The sequence below is a fragment of the Shewanella sp. Choline-02u-19 genome, assembly GCF_002836205.1.
Classification (GTDB): domain Bacteria; phylum Pseudomonadota; class Gammaproteobacteria; order Enterobacterales; family Shewanellaceae; genus Shewanella.
Window position 1 is genome coordinate 3,244,743 of sequence record NZ_PJBE01000013.1, and the last position, 15,701, is coordinate 3,260,443.

Below are 15,701 nucleotides of genomic sequence, written 5' to 3' on the forward strand. Positions count from 1 at the left end.
TTGCTTTACTCTTGGACAGTGGCTATTTAGCGGCGAGTAATAAGTCTATCGCACTATCGTACAGGCTAAACAGATCAACACTTTGCTCATTTCCACCTACTGACATCGGCAGCACAATAACCGGTAAATCAGCACGTTCACCCAACCAATCCGCACCACGTTCACTTTGATATGACGCGATAATGACTGCCATAATATCACCCTGCTTAGCGCGGGTAAGTAGACTCGCTAAATGTGAGCTACTGGGTGGGATCCCAGGCTTTGGTTCAAGATCAGCAACCTGCTCCAACCCTAACCAGTTAAACAGATATTTAAAGCTTGAATGGTAAGCAATAATCTTTTTACCATTCAGTGGCTTTGCCTTCTCTTCCCAGCGAGGAATTGCGTCATTCCAACGTTGGCTAAAACTGGCTAAGTTAGCCTGATATTGCGCGGTGGAGTCTGGATCAAGTTGAATCAACTTTTGTGTCAATGCCTCAGCAACACCCAGCAAGCGTTTTGGGTCAAAGTGCAGATGTGGATTGCCCTTGGCGTGAACATCACCCATTGAGCGATCAACCGATTTCATTTGATCCACAGTGTCTATTTGCTCTGCAGCAAAAAACAGCCCTTGATCGGTAGAACGTACCTTAGCGTTTGCCGACTTCATCTGCAGCATCGGCAGCCAGCCAATTTCAAGATCCGCCCCCGCACAAATGGCGAGATCTGCTTGACGCATTTTAGCAATCAGGCTCGGTCTGGCTTGCACTTGATGAGGGTCTTGCATCGCCGTGGTGGCCGAATAGATCCGTGCATCAGGCGCTAGCTCTTTCGCCAGTGCTGCATACTCAGGTTCACAGGCAAAAATATTAAATTCTGCTTGTACATTGCTGATAAAACCTAGCGTTACAGCTAAGGTAAGTGTTTTTAATACTTTAGGTAAGAACTGCTTAGAATTGATGCGCACCGTGAGCCCCCAGAGTCATAATATATTGAAGAGTGATAACGTTATCGTCTTCTATTCCATCGAAGTTAGTGCCTTGTTGATTGGTATATTGCAGACGCACTGTTGAGAAATGGCTTTGGTGCCATGCAAGGCTCACCTCAGTTTCTTTCAACTTTTGTGGATCAAAATGATCATCATGCATCATCTGAGTGTCGACTTGGCCATAACGTAAACCTGCAGACCACTTAGGGGAGAACTGATAAACACTGCTTAAGTACCAACCGTCTTGATAATCCGTACCAGAATCATCATGACCATCATCGTCATGCTCATCATGATGCTCTTCAAGCGGCTTAAAGTCAGTCACTCGGAAATATTCACCACTCAAAGTGAGGTGTTGGTATTTATAATTCCCATTCGGTGCCCACTTGTAAACAAAGTCTGCTACGTAGGTATTCTCACCGGTGTACTGCGCACTATGGCTATGATCATGCTCATCTTGAACTGCAGCATGATCATCATGCTCTTCGGCAGTCATGCGACCATTTTCATTACGTAAATAACTCAAACCCGCCTGCCATGAACCATTAATACCAGCATCACCACCAATCTTAGTAAATGCGGTATAAACCCCTGTTGACTTGTAATCGCGCTCGTTATGTTCGTCAGCAGCGCGCATATTGTCACCTTTGAACGCTTCAACGCCCATAGTCCAATAAAGATCCGTTGGTGCAACATAGCTTAGTCGCACACCATCATCGAAATAATGGCTGCCTAAAAATGCACGATATGCCGCCGGCCGATCAGAAAAAGCATCGGTATGCACATGCTGATTGTTAAGATAACCAATGTCGGATAAGAAACGTCCCGCCCTCATTGAAAGGCCGTAAGGCATCGCCATTGTTTGAATGAATGCCTCTTCAAGGCCTAGTTCAGTTTCACCGTCATGCATCTCTATCACTGCAGTTAACTTACCGTAAAACATATCATCAATATTGGCACTCATTGCCACTTCAGTGTGGCCCAACCCAAAACCCTCGACACGCTCGCTCATTGGGCGTTCAGCACTTTGATAGTAGCCATCTAATACCGCACTAATGGCAGGGTTGGTTAAGCTTGAATCTTCAGCAAAAGCGTTAATAGAAAAAATTGCGCACGCAGCAGCTACGCCAGTTAGGCGCATAGTTGAAATAGTCATTAGTTCTCCGAAATACAGCTAAGCAAAGCCTTCCCATAGGGAATACTTATTTAATTTAGTAATTGATTTTTATCGAATTGCTTAGACAGTAACGGGGGGGGCACGGCTATTGAAAAAACTCACATGGCGCGAGTTAAATATTGGAAGGATATACTCTTGGCTCTCAACGAACTGGCGTTCTACCGCAATATTAAACTCAAAGCTAGGCAGCAGTTTGTTGATGTGGTGTTGGTGATAACACAGAGTACAATGGTTTTTAGCGCCATCATCCAAGTGACTCAGATCATGAGCGGACGCTGCAAATGACAGGCACAGGAATACGGCAATAAGCCCTATTACCAGTTTCTGCTTCGCTCTACTCAGTTGAATCAAAGTGTTAACCTTGTTTTAAAAAACCAGCCAAGTGTAGGTGGTTCAAGATTGAAGTCAAGTACTCCCTAAAGTGAAAGCGTTACAAAGTGTTTGTGATGAATATCACTAAAACTTGAATGACAATTAATACTGTTTTAAGCTGATAGGGCTAAGATTTCAGCACTAGCATTAATTCATAGAGATATGAATTAAGAGTTTATTTACTAATAAGGCGCCAACATCATGCTTGAACTTCTTCGCTCAAACTTAAAATTCATTATTATGACAGCGTTATTTTTTGGTGTGGTACTTGGCGGTATTTACTACGTAGAAGCCGCACTTGAAGCACAAGTTCAAGTCATCGACTAACGCTGTCAACGGGTTATTTCGTTAACATTCAAGTTAAATTTGGGATTGATTTTCGAATGAAAACTTGAATGAGCTGAAATGTAACTCGCTGCTCAATAAGCCTCTATTCTGATGGCATTGAGTCATCAGAATTTATCGGTATTTCTGCCTTTCTTCGCTGTCATCAACTCTCTCTGGCGCTTCGGTGACTTTCATATGATCCATCATATGGCTTACCAACAGTAACATCACTGCAAATATTGTCACCGGAATACAGATCGTCCGCATAGTCTCATCAAAATATCCCCACACTATTGCCATAAACCCAATATAAAAACTCGCCATTTTAATGCGAGCCATGGGTGCACTTTTACCCAACCAAGCGTCGCAAAGCGGACACTGGATCTCACCATTTAAGCCCTTTCCTCTTTGGTTAACGATTTTATCTATGGCGAAAGGCTTAGAACAATGTGCACATATCACAGGCGCTTCTCTCTATATAATTAGTTAGTTAAGGTTGTCGTATGACCAACACACCCCAGAAACTGGCGCTTTACGGCCCAAAACTGGCCGCCAATTCTAACAGGTTTGGGCCTTAGTCAGACCTTTTATTGCCCAAAGTCATTATAAAATCTAAATAACAAATCGACACTGTTAAATCTGAGTAATAATATAGTTACTTCAGGGAACTAACGGATATCCAAAAATGCATAGATTGCTTACCCAGCTACTCTTTATCGGCTTATGCTTATTCTCCTCTATCGCTTCGGCAAATGATGAGCCACTCACGATTGAGCTAAACAAGATCCAAAGCGCTATTGATAGTGATGTAAAAGTATTAACGGGCACCAAGGGAGAAATAAAATCATTTATTGAATATCGCATCAGCCGCAATGCAACCTTGTTACAGGAAAAACTGAAACAGCAGATTGAAGATACACCCGCAAAGTTGGATGTACTAAAGCCATATATTGTCAAACAACTCGCTTTTACCAATCAAGTTGAAGACTATTTTAAGACTCAAAGAGAAACCTTGATGGGTCAAGTTGGCGCGGATAATGACCGTGAAATCATGCTGAAACTGGTACAGATCCAACGCGAACAAGACAAGCTTTACGTTGCAGAAAAGGAACTATTGGCCTGGGCAACAATGGCAGGCGTTGATGTTGAAGTCCAAAATCAAAGGTTCATCAAAGCATTAGAGAGCCGGGCTGATGATCTCGATAGCTTTGTACACTATAACCAGTCGCGATTAACGCAAGCTGTCACAGATGTAACGGTGGCAGGTAAAGACGCGACCAGTGAACAAACTGCCGTGGTTGTCGAACTAAAGGAGCGTCTTGCTCAAAGCTCTACCAGTTTATCGACTGCCATCGAGCTTTTAGATGAACTCGGTGAAGATACCGCTATATATAAGCAAACTTTGTTCAGTATATCTGGCGATATCACTCAAGATGTACTCAACTTAGATGTGGCAAGCAGCCTACTGAGTGAGTGGATGTCGATTGCCAAAAATCAGGCCTTAGAAAATGGCGCCAGTGTGGTGTTCAAACTTCTCATTTTTAGCTTAATCTTGTTTTTATCGAGCTTGGTCGGGAAAATTGCTAAGCGCATCGTACAAAAAACAGTGAGTAACTCTAAGCTTAAATTTAGTTACCTACTGCAAGACTTTTTTATCTCTATGGTGGGAAAAGTGGTCTTTGCATTAGGCTTATTGATTGGCCTGTCACAACTCGGGTTTGAGCTGGCGCCGCTGCTAGCAGGTTTCGGTATTGCCGGTGTGATTATTGGTTTTGCACTGCAAGACACCTTATCTAACTTTGCTTCAGGCATGATGATCTTAATCTACCGTCCTTTTGATGTTGATGACCTCATTAATGCCGCTGGCGTCACCGGGCGAGTCAGCCATATGAGTCTGGTTTCAACCACCATCAAAACGTTAGATAACCAAAGGTTAATCATCCCCAATAATAAAATTTGGGGCGATACCATTAACAACATCACTGTTGAGCAAGTACGTCGAGTCGACTTAACGTTTGGCATCGGTTATAAAGACAGCATTGAACATGCCGAAAAAGTCTTAAACGATGTCATGATGTCGCATCCTAAAGTGTTGAAAAGCCCTGAGCCGATGATAAAGCTACACACGTTAGGTGAGTCTTCGGTCGACTTTATTGTACGCCCATGGGTTAAGCCTATTGATTACTGGGATGTTTACTGGGATATCACCCGTGAAGTCAAAATGCGCTTTGACGCTGAAGGGATTAGTATTCCGTTCCCACAACGCGATGTCCATATCTACCAAGAAACCTAAATTGCTGTATTAGCTAAAAGCCCCACCAGCGTTTGCTGGCGGGGCTTTTAAATTAAAATAGCTCCATAAATACTAACGATGAAGATCCGCTGTCACTTAAGCTAAGCCGATAATCTCATCATTGCTATCGATATCGATATTTAAGTAACCAGGGCGAATCCCCAAGCCCGGCATCGTCATCACCTTCCCCACTAAAGCCGTTATAAAGCCCGCACCAGCATTAAGCCTGAGTTCATTGATATGCAGTTCAAAACCTGTAGGAACCCCCTTTAAACTAGCGTCATGACTGATAGACATCGGCGTTTTAGCAATACAAACAGGCAAATGGCTATAGCCATGTTTACCTAGCCAAGCCAATTGCTGTTTGGCCTTATCAGACATAGCAACACTCGCCGCACCATATCCCACTTCAGCTAACGTCATCAGTTTAGCCTCTAAGCTATCTTCCGCTTGGTATAAGCATTTAAATTCAGATTCTATTTGGGTGGCAGCGTAAACCACCTTCGCTAACTTAACGCCGCCTTCAGAGCCGCGAGCAAAAGCATCACTTATCTCACAGCCAAAGGCACGGGTGTGGCTCACTTGTGCTTTTAGCCAATCAAGCTCTGCGGCGGTATCCGTTGGGAAACGGTTAATAGCGACCACTACAGGTGTACCGTATTGATGCACATTATTAATATGCCATTCTAAATTGGCAAAACCAGCTTTTAGACGGAGCAAGTCAGGTTGGTCTATCGCGATATCCGATTCAATACCGCTATTGGCCTTAAGCGCTTTTAGCGTGACCACAACCACAGCTGCTGACGGTTTATAGCCAGATTCTCTGACTTTGATATTACTGAACTTCTCAAAGCCCATATCAGAGCCAAAACCAGCTTCCGTTATCACCACGTCAGCCAATCTTGCTGCCAATTCATCGGCAATAATCGAAGAGTTACCGTGGGCAATATTGGCAAAAGGACCCGCATGAATAAAACAAGGATCGCCAGAGAGCGTCTGCATCAATGTTGGCTTAATCGCATCTCTCATTATCACAGTCATGGCGCCTGCCACACCGATATCCTCTGCAGTAATCGGATTTGCTTCTAGATCGAGTGCCAGCACTAGCCGCCCCACTCTTTGCCGGAGATCTTGAAGGTCTTTGCTCAATGCTAGAATCGCCATTAACTCCGATGCAGCAGTAATATCAAAACCTGACTCATGTACAGGGCCATTGACCTCGCCAAGACCGACTGCAATCTGCCTTAAGCTACGCTCATTATGATCAACCACTCTGCGCCAAAGAATGTTTTTAACATCAATATTGAGCGCTGTTAAGCCAGATTCTTGGGTAAATGCATCAGCGCCCAGCCTTGTTTCATGGAATAGACGAGCATCAATAGCCGCTGCAGCGAGATTATGCGCACTGCTCACTGCATGTATATCGCCAGTAAGGTGTAAATTCAGCTCCTCCATTGGCACCACTTGCGCGTAGCCGCCTCCTGCAGCCCCGCCCTTAATACCAAATACTGGTCCCATGCTTGGCTGGCGTATACAGCCGCAGGTTTTTATCCCAATGGTATTCATCGCCTGCGTCAAACCAATAGTGGTTACTGTTTTTCCTTCGCCAAAAGGCGTAGGTGTTACTGCCGTGACGATCACAAGTTTGGCATTTGGTTTGTCAGCCAAGCGGTGGGCAACGGTGAGGGAAACTTTGGCTTTGTTAGCGCCATAGAGGGACAGTTCAGAGTCGATAATGCCGAGTTTAGCGGCGATATCTGCAATCGGTTTGCAGGTATGCTCACTAGAAATTTGTATATCTGACAGCATTCGTAGGTATCCACTGTTTTGTTTAAAATAAGGTAGAGTCACGAGTGCAATATAGAGGATCTGAAACCGAGGTTGAATAGTGAGCGAATGCTATTTTAGCTTTTTGTAATCTACATCAATAAAATCATCACCAGATGACAGAAATAGACCATGCAAAATAGCGATTTTCAACTATCACAATTTGTCGTAGGCTTTTGGCGAATAGCATTACAATCTAAATTGGAATCACCATTATCTCAATTATTACCTTGTTCCACTTTTCTACCGGAGTGCTGAAAAAAGCATTCGGAATCGTCAGGGTTTAGATCGAAAAAGGCGCAATACAGCGCCTTTTCATCATGACCAATGCTTTATAAAAAGGTGATTTCACCGGTCAAATGCGGACGTCGTCCTTTTTGGTCTCTTAGCTCAAATATCAAACTATCTTGTTTTTGTTCCGCCGCAAAGCTGACGTTACCAGGCATAAACAAGGGTAATTTAAAGGCAACATCTATCTTGCAAGGTTTAGCCACGATTTCAGGCATTACTTCTGCAATACAGCGCCCTTTAGACCACATACCATGCGCTAAAACACGATCAAACCCAAAGCGTTTAGACAATACTGGATGCAGATGGATAAGATTATAGTCGCCTGATGCTTTGGCGTAACGGCGGCCCAAGTCTTCACTTAAGCTCCATGCTTGAGCAGTATCCCAGTTGATATCACTGGCTCTGGGTGGGCGCATTCGCTTAGTCTTACCTTCGATGCGATATAGGTAGGTTGAGAGTGACTCCCAGACTAACTCGCCAGCAACAAACGCTTTTGATACCAATTCAAACTCCAAGCCAGAGTCGGTCATTTGGCTGGTCGTTAATGAACATTCAATATCATAGCTTTCAGCAACCGTTGTTGGACGATATAAGGTGATGCTGTTCTTTAAATGGAGCATACCAAGCAAAGGAAAGGTGATTGCGTCATGAGTGAAAATCATTGCATGTAATCTAAACGCCATTACATACAAATAAGTCGGCGGTAACGTTTGACCATCAAAATCAAAACCGCATACCTTGGCATACTGCTCAACTTTTTCTGCGGACAATGCCACATTTGGACTGCTTACTTTAATCATAGGCAGCGGCTGTTCATCCCAACCAGGTTTGCGCCCAAAAAATATCTTTCGATACAGCGAAAACAGCGATGGCATAGCCTTTAAATCAATACAGTATTCTTCAGTCAAACTAATCAAACCTTACATTAAAACACAGACAAAAAATAAACGATCCGCAGATTATACCCTAAAACAGAAAAAGCCGATAATAGTGATGAGCAATCGCCTTAAGTACAGGTGGTTTGCCAACAGTTTTTACTGCTCACGCCAATAGGCTCCAAGTAGGACTGTACACTCCGACTCCCCACTAAGTGTCCGGCACCAACAATAATGAATAAAGGTTGCTTAGTTGAGGCTGATGTCATCAGTTCCTCGATTTTATTAGCCATACCCTTATTACGGTCCCACAGCATCTTCTCTACCATTTCAGTATTGCCTTCGCGGAGCATCTCTCCTTCCATTAAATCTGCCAGCTCAGTTTCATCGCCACGGCGCCACGCCGAAATAAGTTTTAGCATATCTTCATCGGGTGCTTCTATTGCTTCGCGTACCATCTCCCACTGCGTCTCAGGACTAAAAGATGATAGCAACTCAAACTGAAACTCGGTGCTTTCGAGCTCATATACAGGTCTATGATCTGCTTGAGCAACTAACACTGAGTCCACGCCATAAAGTGCGCTATATCCCAGAGCAGTGTAGCGCCCCACACTCAGTTGCATTGATTGTAACCAGGGTGCATAGCTGCTTAAAGCGGCACATAAGTTGGCTTTATCTTTACAATAACTGGCTAATACGCCTTTGGTTTTATCATCAATCGGTAACTGTTTAGCGCCATATCTTTGTAATAATGCTGCAACGTTAGCATCGCGAACATCTGCTTCTACGACAATCGCTTTTGATGTCGAAAATGCCTGTTCAATTTGATCCGCTAATGGATAAAAATCAGCTTTACCAATATGGATAGAGCCCAGTAGATAGGCGGTTTTACCTTGATAAGAAACTTGGTAGAAAGGCGGCTTATCCGTTGGCGCAGCGCTGGCTATTTGGGCTGCAACGACACAACACATGCCAACTATCGATAATAAACCTTTCTGAATACTTGTTGCCAACATACTTGCCCCTTATAATTCAGCAAATTTTAAAATGAGAGGCTGTTATGCCACACACACAGGTTATCGAGCAACTAAAAGCCAGTTTGCAAACCGCCTACCGACAAGCTATCGATGCAGATACAAGACTCGATGGGCTCAAAAAAGCAGGCCACGTTAAGTTTAATACTATTTTCACTAAGGACGAGGGATTTTCTACCAGTAGCAATCGCTTTCAGCCTTATGTAACCGAACTTGCTGCTGAAATGGACGCGATGAGCCACGAACCTGACACCATGGCGACTGGATTAGAAAGCTACGTCCGTAAGCTTGGCTTATTATTGCAAACGATGCAGACTTTTAAAGCCAATACCAAATAGCCTTGCGGGGCCAGTCGATCCATTAATAAAACCGACGCTTACCTTATAGCCATTAAGGTAAGTGAAAGCGTGAAAAAAATGTTAATGGATTGATTTTTGACATCTTAATGTCATCCAAGCGTCATACAATCTTCTACTTCTTAAATATTGAGTAGAACACATGACCGCTATTGATCTAAAAAGTGAACTCGCTAAGATCATCGATCGAGAGAAAATCAAAGCTGTTTTTCAGCCCATATGTAATATCTCAACGTATCAAGTTCATGGTTTCGAAGCGCTAAGTCGTGGACCCGAACATAGCCCGCTCTACTCTCCTGTACCACTATTTAAAACAGCGGCTCACGAAGGGCGTTTATCTGAACTTGAAAGCCTTTGCCGACGGATCTCCATCCAACAATTCAAGAATATTGCGCTATTAGGCAAGTTGTTCATCAATATTTCACCTAAAGCCTTACTGGAACCCAATCACGCTAAGGGTCTCACATTAAGCTTGGTGCAGGAATTGGGGATCCATCCTTCTCAAGTGGTTATTGAGCTCTCTGAGCAGTATCCCGCCGATGATATCGATCTGCTCAAATCTTGCTTAAATCACTACCGTAGCCAGGGGTTTCTCACTGCCATTGATGATCTTGGCGCGGGATATTCGGGTCTGAGACTATGGTCAGAGCTTGCACCAGATTACGTCAAAATTGATAGGCACTTTATTGATTCAATTGACTCATCTCCGGTTAAACAAGAGTTCGTGCGCTCTATTGTCAATCTATGCCAAAATCTAAGCTGTAAAGTCATTGCAGAAGGTATTGAAACAGAAAAAGAGCTCGCGGTATTAAAACAGTTGGGCATTATCTACTGTCAAGGCTACCTACTGGGTCGACCAGAAGCATCGCCAAATCGAAGCATCACCCTCAAAGATAACATTGAGCCCATCCCTTACCATATTCGGTTTGCAGAGTCGGCAGAAAGCCTCAGCTGCAGTGCGATTACTTGCCAGTCCGGCACTAAGCTAAAACTTATCGGCGAACAGTTTAATCAGCAACCCGCTTTACAAGCCATTGTCGTAGTCGACCAACAACGAGTGATTGGATTGATCGCTCGATCTCACGTTATAGAACTGTTTAGTACGCCTTACGGTCGATCACTACATGAACACCAACCCGTTGATGACATTCTCGATACCGATGTGATTCAGATTGAAGCTCACCAGCCTTTATCTCAAGTCAGTCAACGTCTAACGTCAGAGTCAACTGGGCTTGTAGCGCAACAGTTTATTGTATTAAAACAAGGGCGGCTATTGGGGATTGGTCATACTAAAGATCTCTTGGCACAGATCACGGAGCAAAAAATTACCGTCGCTCGTCATGCAAACCCTCTGACAGGGTTGCCAGGGAATATTCCAATTCAACAGGAGTTACAACGCTTAAAACAGCAAAATAAACCGTTCTACCTTGCATATTTTGACCTATCTCATTTTAAACCTTATAACGATATTTACGGCTTTTGTCGTGGAGATGAGGTCATTATGGAGGTATCACGATTATTACAACGTCAACGAAGCTGCGATAATTTTATCGGCCACATTGGTGGGGACGACTTCGTCATCATTAGCACCTGCGATGATATTCAGCAGCAAGCACTCACCATTATTAGTGACTTTGAAGCCGTGAAGTCACTATTTTACTCCGATGAGCATTGGCAGGATAAACGGATGCTGGCAGATGACAGAGAAGGTGTTACTTGTTATCACGGCTTAATCGCATTAACGGCAGGCGTTTTACCACCGCTAGTCACCTCAAATTGCAATGAACACCAACTGTCTGTTTATAGTGCTCTAGCAAAGAAACAGGCTAAACAAGCCAGTGGCTTATTTAGTCTATTTCAATTGCACAAGGAAAAGGTGCTTAACGTGACCGCGCTGTCAGCACGGCTTTAAGTTTAAATTTTTGGCTTAATAGTCTCTTTTAGCCACGATGTGAGTAACGCATTTTCATACCGATTAGTTTTATTATTAGCCTTATGAATAGAGTGCATAAAGCCAAGGTCGGTTAATTTTTCATCGCCAACTATGATGACATGTTCGCCTTCAGTCACTTTATAACTAAAGGTGATACGAGGTGGGTAAATATCTTTAACCACACGTAAATCGTTGGTAGTGGCGCCAAACGTCGGTCTGACATCACCCGCTAAATCTAAGTCAGTAACGACCATTTCAAGCTTTTGATTCGGCTTTAAAATCTTAGCCGCTTCTTTGTTTAAATTTTTAGTTAGCGCTTCAAACGTACGGTTTTCAAAACGGGATTGAATATCACCGCTAGCCTTAACATCGCGAAAACTTTTTGGATCTTGCCACTCAACTTTAACAATACCACTTTCTGTTATAGGGTTTTCAACGGCTTCATCAGCCCATGTTGAACCTGATAACATTGAACCTGATAGTAATAGTCCAGCAACGAGTATGTGTTTTAAATTCATATTTACCTCTACGGTTGAACAAAGGGGAATGCTCTATTTCACAATCATAAACGACCTAAGCTGAATAAGGACTTAATGTGAAATGGTTAACATATAACCTATATAATATTAGTAGACCACACTCAATGCCGAATGGTTGCATCAAATTGCATCAAAACTTGCTTAAGCTAACCAAACTGTAAACAGGATTTGCATTATTAGCGCTAAATATTATGCTGTCTAAAATAAGTCGCCATCTAATAAATTGGAAATCGTGCCATGCAGAAACTCGCTCCAGTCCTTTTTGTGCTCCTATTACTGACAGGTTTAACTTGGGCAATTATTAGCATCAATCAATCAGAGCAAACTTCATCCTATGAAACTTGGTCCGCTTTCATTTATAAGAATGGCTATAACTCAAGTAAATATGAAAAAACCGATGATTTCGACGATTACCCAAGCTGCAAGGCATTTTCAGAACAGCAGTCAGAGCAACTCAATAATGTTGTTTGGGAATGCGGCCTTAACTGTAGCTTCGACTCTATGCGACAAGGATTTCATTGTAAAACAATGACTAATGAGTAACTAGCGTTGTTTTGTTCGCTCTAAACACTTTCAACATATAAGACTAAAAAATTAAATACAAAAAACACTCCATCAGTAACCAACTGTTTTTATTTCATAAAAACTAAAGCTCAACACAACCAGTCGTTAGCTCACTTTTTGTTCAGCTTTGGTACATGAAGCATTCGTTAACATACGTATCAAGCAAACGCATCCCCAGAGGAAAACCTCTTAACTGACGGGCTATAAATCGTCGTTAAGAGTCAACGGTTCCTAAACTGGTTACTGATTAATATTTGGAGTCCAATATGAACTACTCAAACATTACAACACTGCCATTTTCTGGCCGTATGGCATTCTTTGCAGCAATGCTGCTCTCATTTAGCTTCATCGGCCAAGCAAATGCCAATGACTTTACCCCTGCGGAGCAAGCAGCAGTGGATGGACACTTTGAGATCCTAGCAGAGCAGCAAGCTCAATCGGATATTGCGTTAGATAACAAAATTCAGGCTGAATTTGATGACCAAGTCAGCGACTCAGAAGAAGAGTTTATGGAGTTGACCTGTGAGGCTCACGGTTTTGATTTCGACAGTGAAGTAAGCGCCTGCGTCGAGTAAGCGAGCTTAATATAACAAGAACGAGGCATTGCCTCGTTTTTGTTGTTTATAGCTCCCCATACACCCTAGCGACTTCATACATAGAACTCTGTCACTTATCGATAAGCTGAATCCTGCCTTTCGAGGATATTTGAGGATAAACTAAAACGGAAAAGCTGCACTAAGAATTGGATAGCTCGCTTTTAGTTGTTTTTTCTTATGTGAAAACTTCTTCCCCGCAGGTGAAGCTTGCCCTGATGGCACATAAGGAAGCTCATCATCAGCACGCTCTTCATAGAGCTGACCCGCTATCAAGTCATACTCATCGAGAAAAGGATAGGCTGAACCATCTTTTTCAGGCCAATCAAGTAACTTACCAAGCTCATCTGGTGACTCGACAACAGTGTCATACCACTGTTTTCCCAGTGAGATCAAAAAGCAGCGAAACTCAGCAAAAGCATACTCAGAATCACATCCAGTGATGATATAGGCCGCACCCCACACTGACCACGAATACGAACGACGCATTTGCTGGCCAAAGATCTTGTCAAAATCACGAAGCTCATCATTATTCAGAGGGCTCAGGTTTTGCTTTAGTGATTCAGCTAAATCCGTTTGATTTTGCTGAGGAGATGTACGGGTAACCAGTTCCCAAAACTGTGACTCTGTCATTGTGCTCTCTAAAAATACGATGGTATAACGCTATTCTAGCGTAATACCCGATAAAATAGCCAAGCTTGGCTATTAAAACTAAATGAGCGATTGTGTGGACTCGCTGCACTGATTTTTTTACACTCACCGTTATCTCCCTCAAGCACGACGACGCTTAATGCGTCAATAATTAGGTATCCAATGAAGAAACCTCACCCAATGCTGGCAATTTTAATGGCTATATATGTCTTGGTCGCCTTTGCCGCGTTATGGCGCACCGCGACAACACAAACATACGACTTGTTCACCCTTGGTGTGTTTCCAGTGTTATACGGGCTTGTACTACGTCAATTTTGGGCTGTAGTGTTATTAAAAATATACCTCGCGATTCAAACAGTGGCACTGCTCGCACTGGCTACAGCCGCAATCATTGCTTATCAAATTACACCTGAAGATGTGAAAGTGGTTTTCCAAGGACGAAATATTCCTATTAGTACCATTGTTATCTCTGCATTAATCGCCATGAGCTTCCAGTACTGCGTCGCCTTTAGTCAAAAAACAAAGCGTTACTTTAAACAAGAAGAATAGTTTCAAACCGATAAACGGCAGCGTTTTAGAATGCTTAAAATCAACCATATAACAAATAAAAATAACAAGTGGTAAAGCTATTTATGAGCGATTTACAACCTAGTGAACTCTCCATACTGCTCGTTGAGCCTTCAGATACTCAACGTAAAATTATCGTTAACCGATTAGAGCAAGAGGGTGTGAAACAGATCCAAACAGCCACCAACCTTGAGCAAGCGCTGGGGATAATTAAGCGCCACCAGCCAGATCTCGTTGCCAGTGCAATGCACTTTGAAGATGGCACCGCGCTAGATCTGCTAAAACAACTCAAATCATCAGAACAATTTCGTGATATTCAGTTTATGTTGGTCTCAAGCGAGTGTCGCCGCGAGCAATTAGAAAGCTATCGTCAGTCAGGCGTTGTCGCTATTCTCCCTAAGCCGTTTACTTCAATCCACCTAGGAAAAGCACTCAACGCCACGATTGATCTACTAAGCCACGACGAATTAGACCTCACCCACTTTGATGTACAAGATCTGCGAGTACTCGTCGTCGATGACAGTAAGATGGCAAGAAACGTCATTAAGCGCACGATTACCAATCTTGGTTTACGGATGATAACGGAGGCTCAAGATGGCCAAGAAGCCATTGAAATACTGCAGCAGCAGATGTTTGATCTGGTCATAACTGATTACAATATGCCCACCGTGGATGGTTTAGCATTAACCCAATTTATTCGTAACGATAGTGAGCAATCTCATATTCCTATTCTGATGGTGTCATCTGAAGCTAACGAAACTCACCTGAGTAACGTTTCACAAGCGGGTGTGAATGCACTTTGTGATAAGCCTTTTGAGCCTCAAGTTGTCAAACGAATCCTCTATCAACTGCTCGAGGAGTAGAAAAATTGAGAAATCCTTCCTGTTTTTGACTTTAAAGGTCATTTCATCGGCTTAAAGCTCTTTTCAAATGCAAAAGCTTGTGGCATGTTACATAACGCTACTAATAAATAAATCTACGGAAAGAAGAGACGATTCAAATGAATAAGACTGAACTTGTTGCAAAAATGGCTGAATCTGCGGAACTCACTAAAGCTGAAGCCGCACGTGCGTTAAAATCTTTTGAAGAAACTGTTGCAGAAGCGATGAAGAATGGAGAAAAAATCTCTATTGTTGGTTTTGGCTCTTTTGAAACATCAGAGCGTGCTGCTCGCACAGGTCGTAACCCACAGACTGGCAAAGAAATCCAGATCCCTGCGGCTACCGTACCTAAGTTTAAAGCGGGTAAAACGCTTAAAGATAGCGTTAACTAATCACAACTCTTGTGATTTATATAAAACCTCCTATTAGGAGGTTTTTTTATGTCTGCTAATCG

The 15,701-nt window shown here is 43.0% G+C and carries 18 protein-coding genes; 9 read left to right on the plus strand and 9 right to left on the minus strand.

Annotated elements, in window-relative coordinates:
• Positions 1 to 22 precede the first annotated feature (22 nt).
• From CXF83_RS20840 to CXF83_RS20850, 3 genes are all read right to left on the minus strand, one after another.
• A complete protein-coding gene (locus CXF83_RS20840; RefSeq protein ID WP_101089902.1) occupies positions 23 to 874 on the minus strand; it encodes a metal ABC transporter solute-binding protein, Zn/Mn family in 852 nt (283 codons plus the stop codon).
• Between the two features lie 55 nt (positions 875 to 929).
• A complete protein-coding gene (locus CXF83_RS20845; protein WP_101089871.1) occupies positions 930 to 2,123 on the minus strand; it encodes a hypothetical protein in 1,194 nt (397 codons plus the stop codon).
• An 81-nt stretch (positions 2,124 to 2,204) separates the two neighbouring features.
• Positions 2,205 to 2,486, minus strand: coding sequence for an ABC-type zinc uptake system zinc chaperone (locus CXF83_RS20850; protein WP_101089901.1), 282 nt, complete (start codon positions 2,484 to 2,486; stop codon positions 2,205 to 2,207).
• Positions 2,487 to 2,717: 231 nt separating this feature from the next.
• Here CXF83_RS20850 and CXF83_RS23005 point away from each other — a divergent pair, with 231 nt between their 5' ends.
• Positions 2,718 to 2,843, plus strand: coding sequence for a hypothetical protein (locus tag CXF83_RS23005; RefSeq protein WP_257982718.1), 126 nt, complete (start codon positions 2,718 to 2,720; stop codon positions 2,841 to 2,843).
• Between the two features lie 132 nt (positions 2,844 to 2,975).
• Here the strand turns inward: CXF83_RS23005 and CXF83_RS22870 are convergent, their stop codons facing one another.
• Positions 2,976 to 3,182 carry a hypothetical protein gene (locus CXF83_RS22870; RefSeq protein WP_232775168.1) on the minus strand — a complete coding sequence of 69 codons (207 nt, stop codon included), beginning with the start codon at positions 3,180 to 3,182 and terminating at the stop codon, positions 2,976 to 2,978.
• A 346-nt stretch (positions 3,183 to 3,528) separates the two neighbouring features.
• Between CXF83_RS22870 and CXF83_RS20860 the strand changes: the two genes are divergently transcribed.
• Entirely contained in the window at positions 3,529 to 5,136 is a 1,608-nt protein-coding gene (locus tag CXF83_RS20860; protein WP_101089869.1) for a mechanosensitive ion channel family protein, read from the plus strand.
• A 96-nt stretch (positions 5,137 to 5,232) separates the two neighbouring features.
• Here CXF83_RS20860 and CXF83_RS20865 read toward each other — a convergent pair whose 3' ends face one another.
• The 3 genes from CXF83_RS20865 to CXF83_RS20875 form a co-directional block, all read right to left on the minus strand.
• Complete coding sequence (locus CXF83_RS20865) at positions 5,233 to 6,945, minus strand: formate--tetrahydrofolate ligase (protein ID WP_101089868.1); 1,713 nt, start codon at positions 6,943 to 6,945, stop codon at positions 5,233 to 5,235.
• A 350-nt stretch (positions 6,946 to 7,295) separates the two neighbouring features.
• Positions 7,296 to 8,129, minus strand: a complete 834-nt coding sequence (locus CXF83_RS20870) for a MaoC/PaaZ C-terminal domain-containing protein (protein WP_180961048.1) — start codon at positions 8,127 to 8,129, stop codon at positions 7,296 to 7,298.
• 131 nt (positions 8,130 to 8,260) lie between these two features.
• On the minus strand, positions 8,261 to 9,145 hold the full coding sequence (locus tag CXF83_RS20875) for a TraB/GumN family protein (RefSeq protein ID WP_101089866.1): 885 nt from the start codon (positions 9,143 to 9,145) through the stop codon (positions 8,261 to 8,263).
• A 44-nt stretch (positions 9,146 to 9,189) separates the two neighbouring features.
• On the opposite strand from CXF83_RS20875, the gene CXF83_RS20880 reads away from it, so the two are divergent.
• Entirely contained in the window at positions 9,190 to 9,501 is a 312-nt protein-coding gene (locus tag CXF83_RS20880; protein WP_101089865.1) for a prephenate dehydrogenase, read from the plus strand.
• A 160-nt stretch (positions 9,502 to 9,661) separates the two neighbouring features.
• A complete protein-coding gene (locus CXF83_RS20885) occupies positions 9,662 to 11,431 on the plus strand; it encodes a GGDEF domain-containing protein (protein WP_101089864.1) in 1,770 nt (589 codons plus the stop codon).
• 2 nt (positions 11,432 to 11,433) lie between these two features.
• Here the strand turns inward: CXF83_RS20885 and CXF83_RS20890 are convergent, their stop codons facing one another.
• Positions 11,434 to 11,970 (minus strand): DUF3016 domain-containing protein, encoded by a 537-nt coding sequence (locus tag CXF83_RS20890; RefSeq protein WP_101089863.1) that lies wholly within the window; start codon positions 11,968 to 11,970, stop codon positions 11,434 to 11,436.
• A 258-nt stretch (positions 11,971 to 12,228) separates the two neighbouring features.
• Here CXF83_RS20890 and CXF83_RS20895 point away from each other — a divergent pair, with 258 nt between their 5' ends.
• Both CXF83_RS20895 and CXF83_RS20900 read left to right on the plus strand, forming a co-directional pair.
• Positions 12,229 to 12,534 carry a hypothetical protein gene (locus CXF83_RS20895; protein ID WP_101089862.1) on the plus strand — a complete coding sequence of 102 codons (306 nt, stop codon included), beginning with the start codon at positions 12,229 to 12,231 and terminating at the stop codon, positions 12,532 to 12,534.
• A 287-nt stretch (positions 12,535 to 12,821) separates the two neighbouring features.
• Positions 12,822 to 13,130, plus strand: a complete 309-nt coding sequence (locus tag CXF83_RS20900) for a hypothetical protein (RefSeq protein ID WP_101089861.1) — start codon at positions 12,822 to 12,824, stop codon at positions 13,128 to 13,130.
• Positions 13,131 to 13,271: 141 nt separating this feature from the next.
• On the opposite strand, the gene CXF83_RS20905 is transcribed toward CXF83_RS20900, so the two are convergent.
• Complete coding sequence (locus CXF83_RS20905; RefSeq protein ID WP_101089860.1) at positions 13,272 to 13,781, minus strand: DUF4240 domain-containing protein; 510 nt, start codon at positions 13,779 to 13,781, stop codon at positions 13,272 to 13,274.
• 180 nt (positions 13,782 to 13,961) lie between these two features.
• Here CXF83_RS20905 and CXF83_RS20910 point away from each other — a divergent pair, with 180 nt between their 5' ends.
• The 3 genes from CXF83_RS20910 to CXF83_RS20920 all read left to right on the plus strand — a co-directional run bounded on the left by CXF83_RS20910 (position 13,962) and on the right by CXF83_RS20920 (position 15,639).
• Positions 13,962 to 14,348: a hypothetical protein gene (locus CXF83_RS20910; protein WP_101089859.1), complete on the plus strand. Its 387-nt coding sequence runs from the start codon at positions 13,962 to 13,964 to the stop codon at positions 14,346 to 14,348.
• An 83-nt stretch (positions 14,349 to 14,431) separates the two neighbouring features.
• Positions 14,432 to 15,229 (plus strand): response regulator, encoded by a 798-nt coding sequence (locus CXF83_RS20915; protein WP_101089858.1) that lies wholly within the window; start codon positions 14,432 to 14,434, stop codon positions 15,227 to 15,229.
• A gap of 137 nt (positions 15,230 to 15,366) precedes the next feature.
• Complete coding sequence (locus CXF83_RS20920; RefSeq protein ID WP_020910742.1) at positions 15,367 to 15,639, plus strand: HU family DNA-binding protein; 273 nt, start codon at positions 15,367 to 15,369, stop codon at positions 15,637 to 15,639.
• Positions 15,640 to 15,701 lie beyond the last annotated feature (62 nt).

Bases quoted from the DNA above. Each gene is read 5' to 3' on its own strand.
- CXF83_RS20915 (WP_101089858.1), top strand. From the start codon at position 14,432: ATGAGCGATTTACAACCTAGTGAACTCTCCATACTGCTCGTTGAGCCT.
- CXF83_RS22870 (WP_232775168.1), bottom strand. From the start codon at position 3,182: ATGGCTCGCATTAAAATGGCGAGTTTTTATATTGGGTTTATGGCAATA.
- CXF83_RS23005 (WP_257982718.1), top strand. From the start codon at position 2,718: ATGCTTGAACTTCTTCGCTCAAACTTAAAATTCATTATTATGACAGCG.
- CXF83_RS20875 (WP_101089866.1), bottom strand. From the start codon at position 9,145: ATGTTGGCAACAAGTATTCAGAAAGGTTTATTATCGATAGTTGGCATG.
- CXF83_RS20885 (WP_101089864.1), top strand. From the start codon at position 9,662: ATGACCGCTATTGATCTAAAAAGTGAACTCGCTAAGATCATCGATCGA.
- CXF83_RS20870 (WP_180961048.1), bottom strand. From the start codon at position 8,129: ATGCCATCGCTGTTTTCGCTGTATCGAAAGATATTTTTTGGGCGCAAA.
- CXF83_RS20910 (WP_101089859.1), top strand. From the start codon at position 13,962: ATGAAGAAACCTCACCCAATGCTGGCAATTTTAATGGCTATATATGTC.
- CXF83_RS20865 (WP_101089868.1), bottom strand. From the start codon at position 6,945: ATGCTGTCAGATATACAAATTTCTAGTGAGCATACCTGCAAACCGATT.
- CXF83_RS20900 (WP_101089861.1), top strand. From the start codon at position 12,822: ATGAACTACTCAAACATTACAACACTGCCATTTTCTGGCCGTATGGCA.
- CXF83_RS20860 (WP_101089869.1), top strand. From the start codon at position 3,529: ATGCATAGATTGCTTACCCAGCTACTCTTTATCGGCTTATGCTTATTC.
- CXF83_RS20920 (WP_020910742.1), top strand. From the start codon at position 15,367: ATGAATAAGACTGAACTTGTTGCAAAAATGGCTGAATCTGCGGAACTC.
- CXF83_RS20890 (WP_101089863.1), bottom strand. From the start codon at position 11,970: ATGAATTTAAAACACATACTCGTTGCTGGACTATTACTATCAGGTTCA.
- CXF83_RS20880 (WP_101089865.1), top strand. From the start codon at position 9,190: ATGCCACACACACAGGTTATCGAGCAACTAAAAGCCAGTTTGCAAACC.
- CXF83_RS20895 (WP_101089862.1), top strand. From the start codon at position 12,229: ATGCAGAAACTCGCTCCAGTCCTTTTTGTGCTCCTATTACTGACAGGT.
- CXF83_RS20905 (WP_101089860.1), bottom strand. From the start codon at position 13,781: ATGACAGAGTCACAGTTTTGGGAACTGGTTACCCGTACATCTCCTCAG.
- CXF83_RS20845 (WP_101089871.1), bottom strand. From the start codon at position 2,123: ATGACTATTTCAACTATGCGCCTAACTGGCGTAGCTGCTGCGTGCGCA.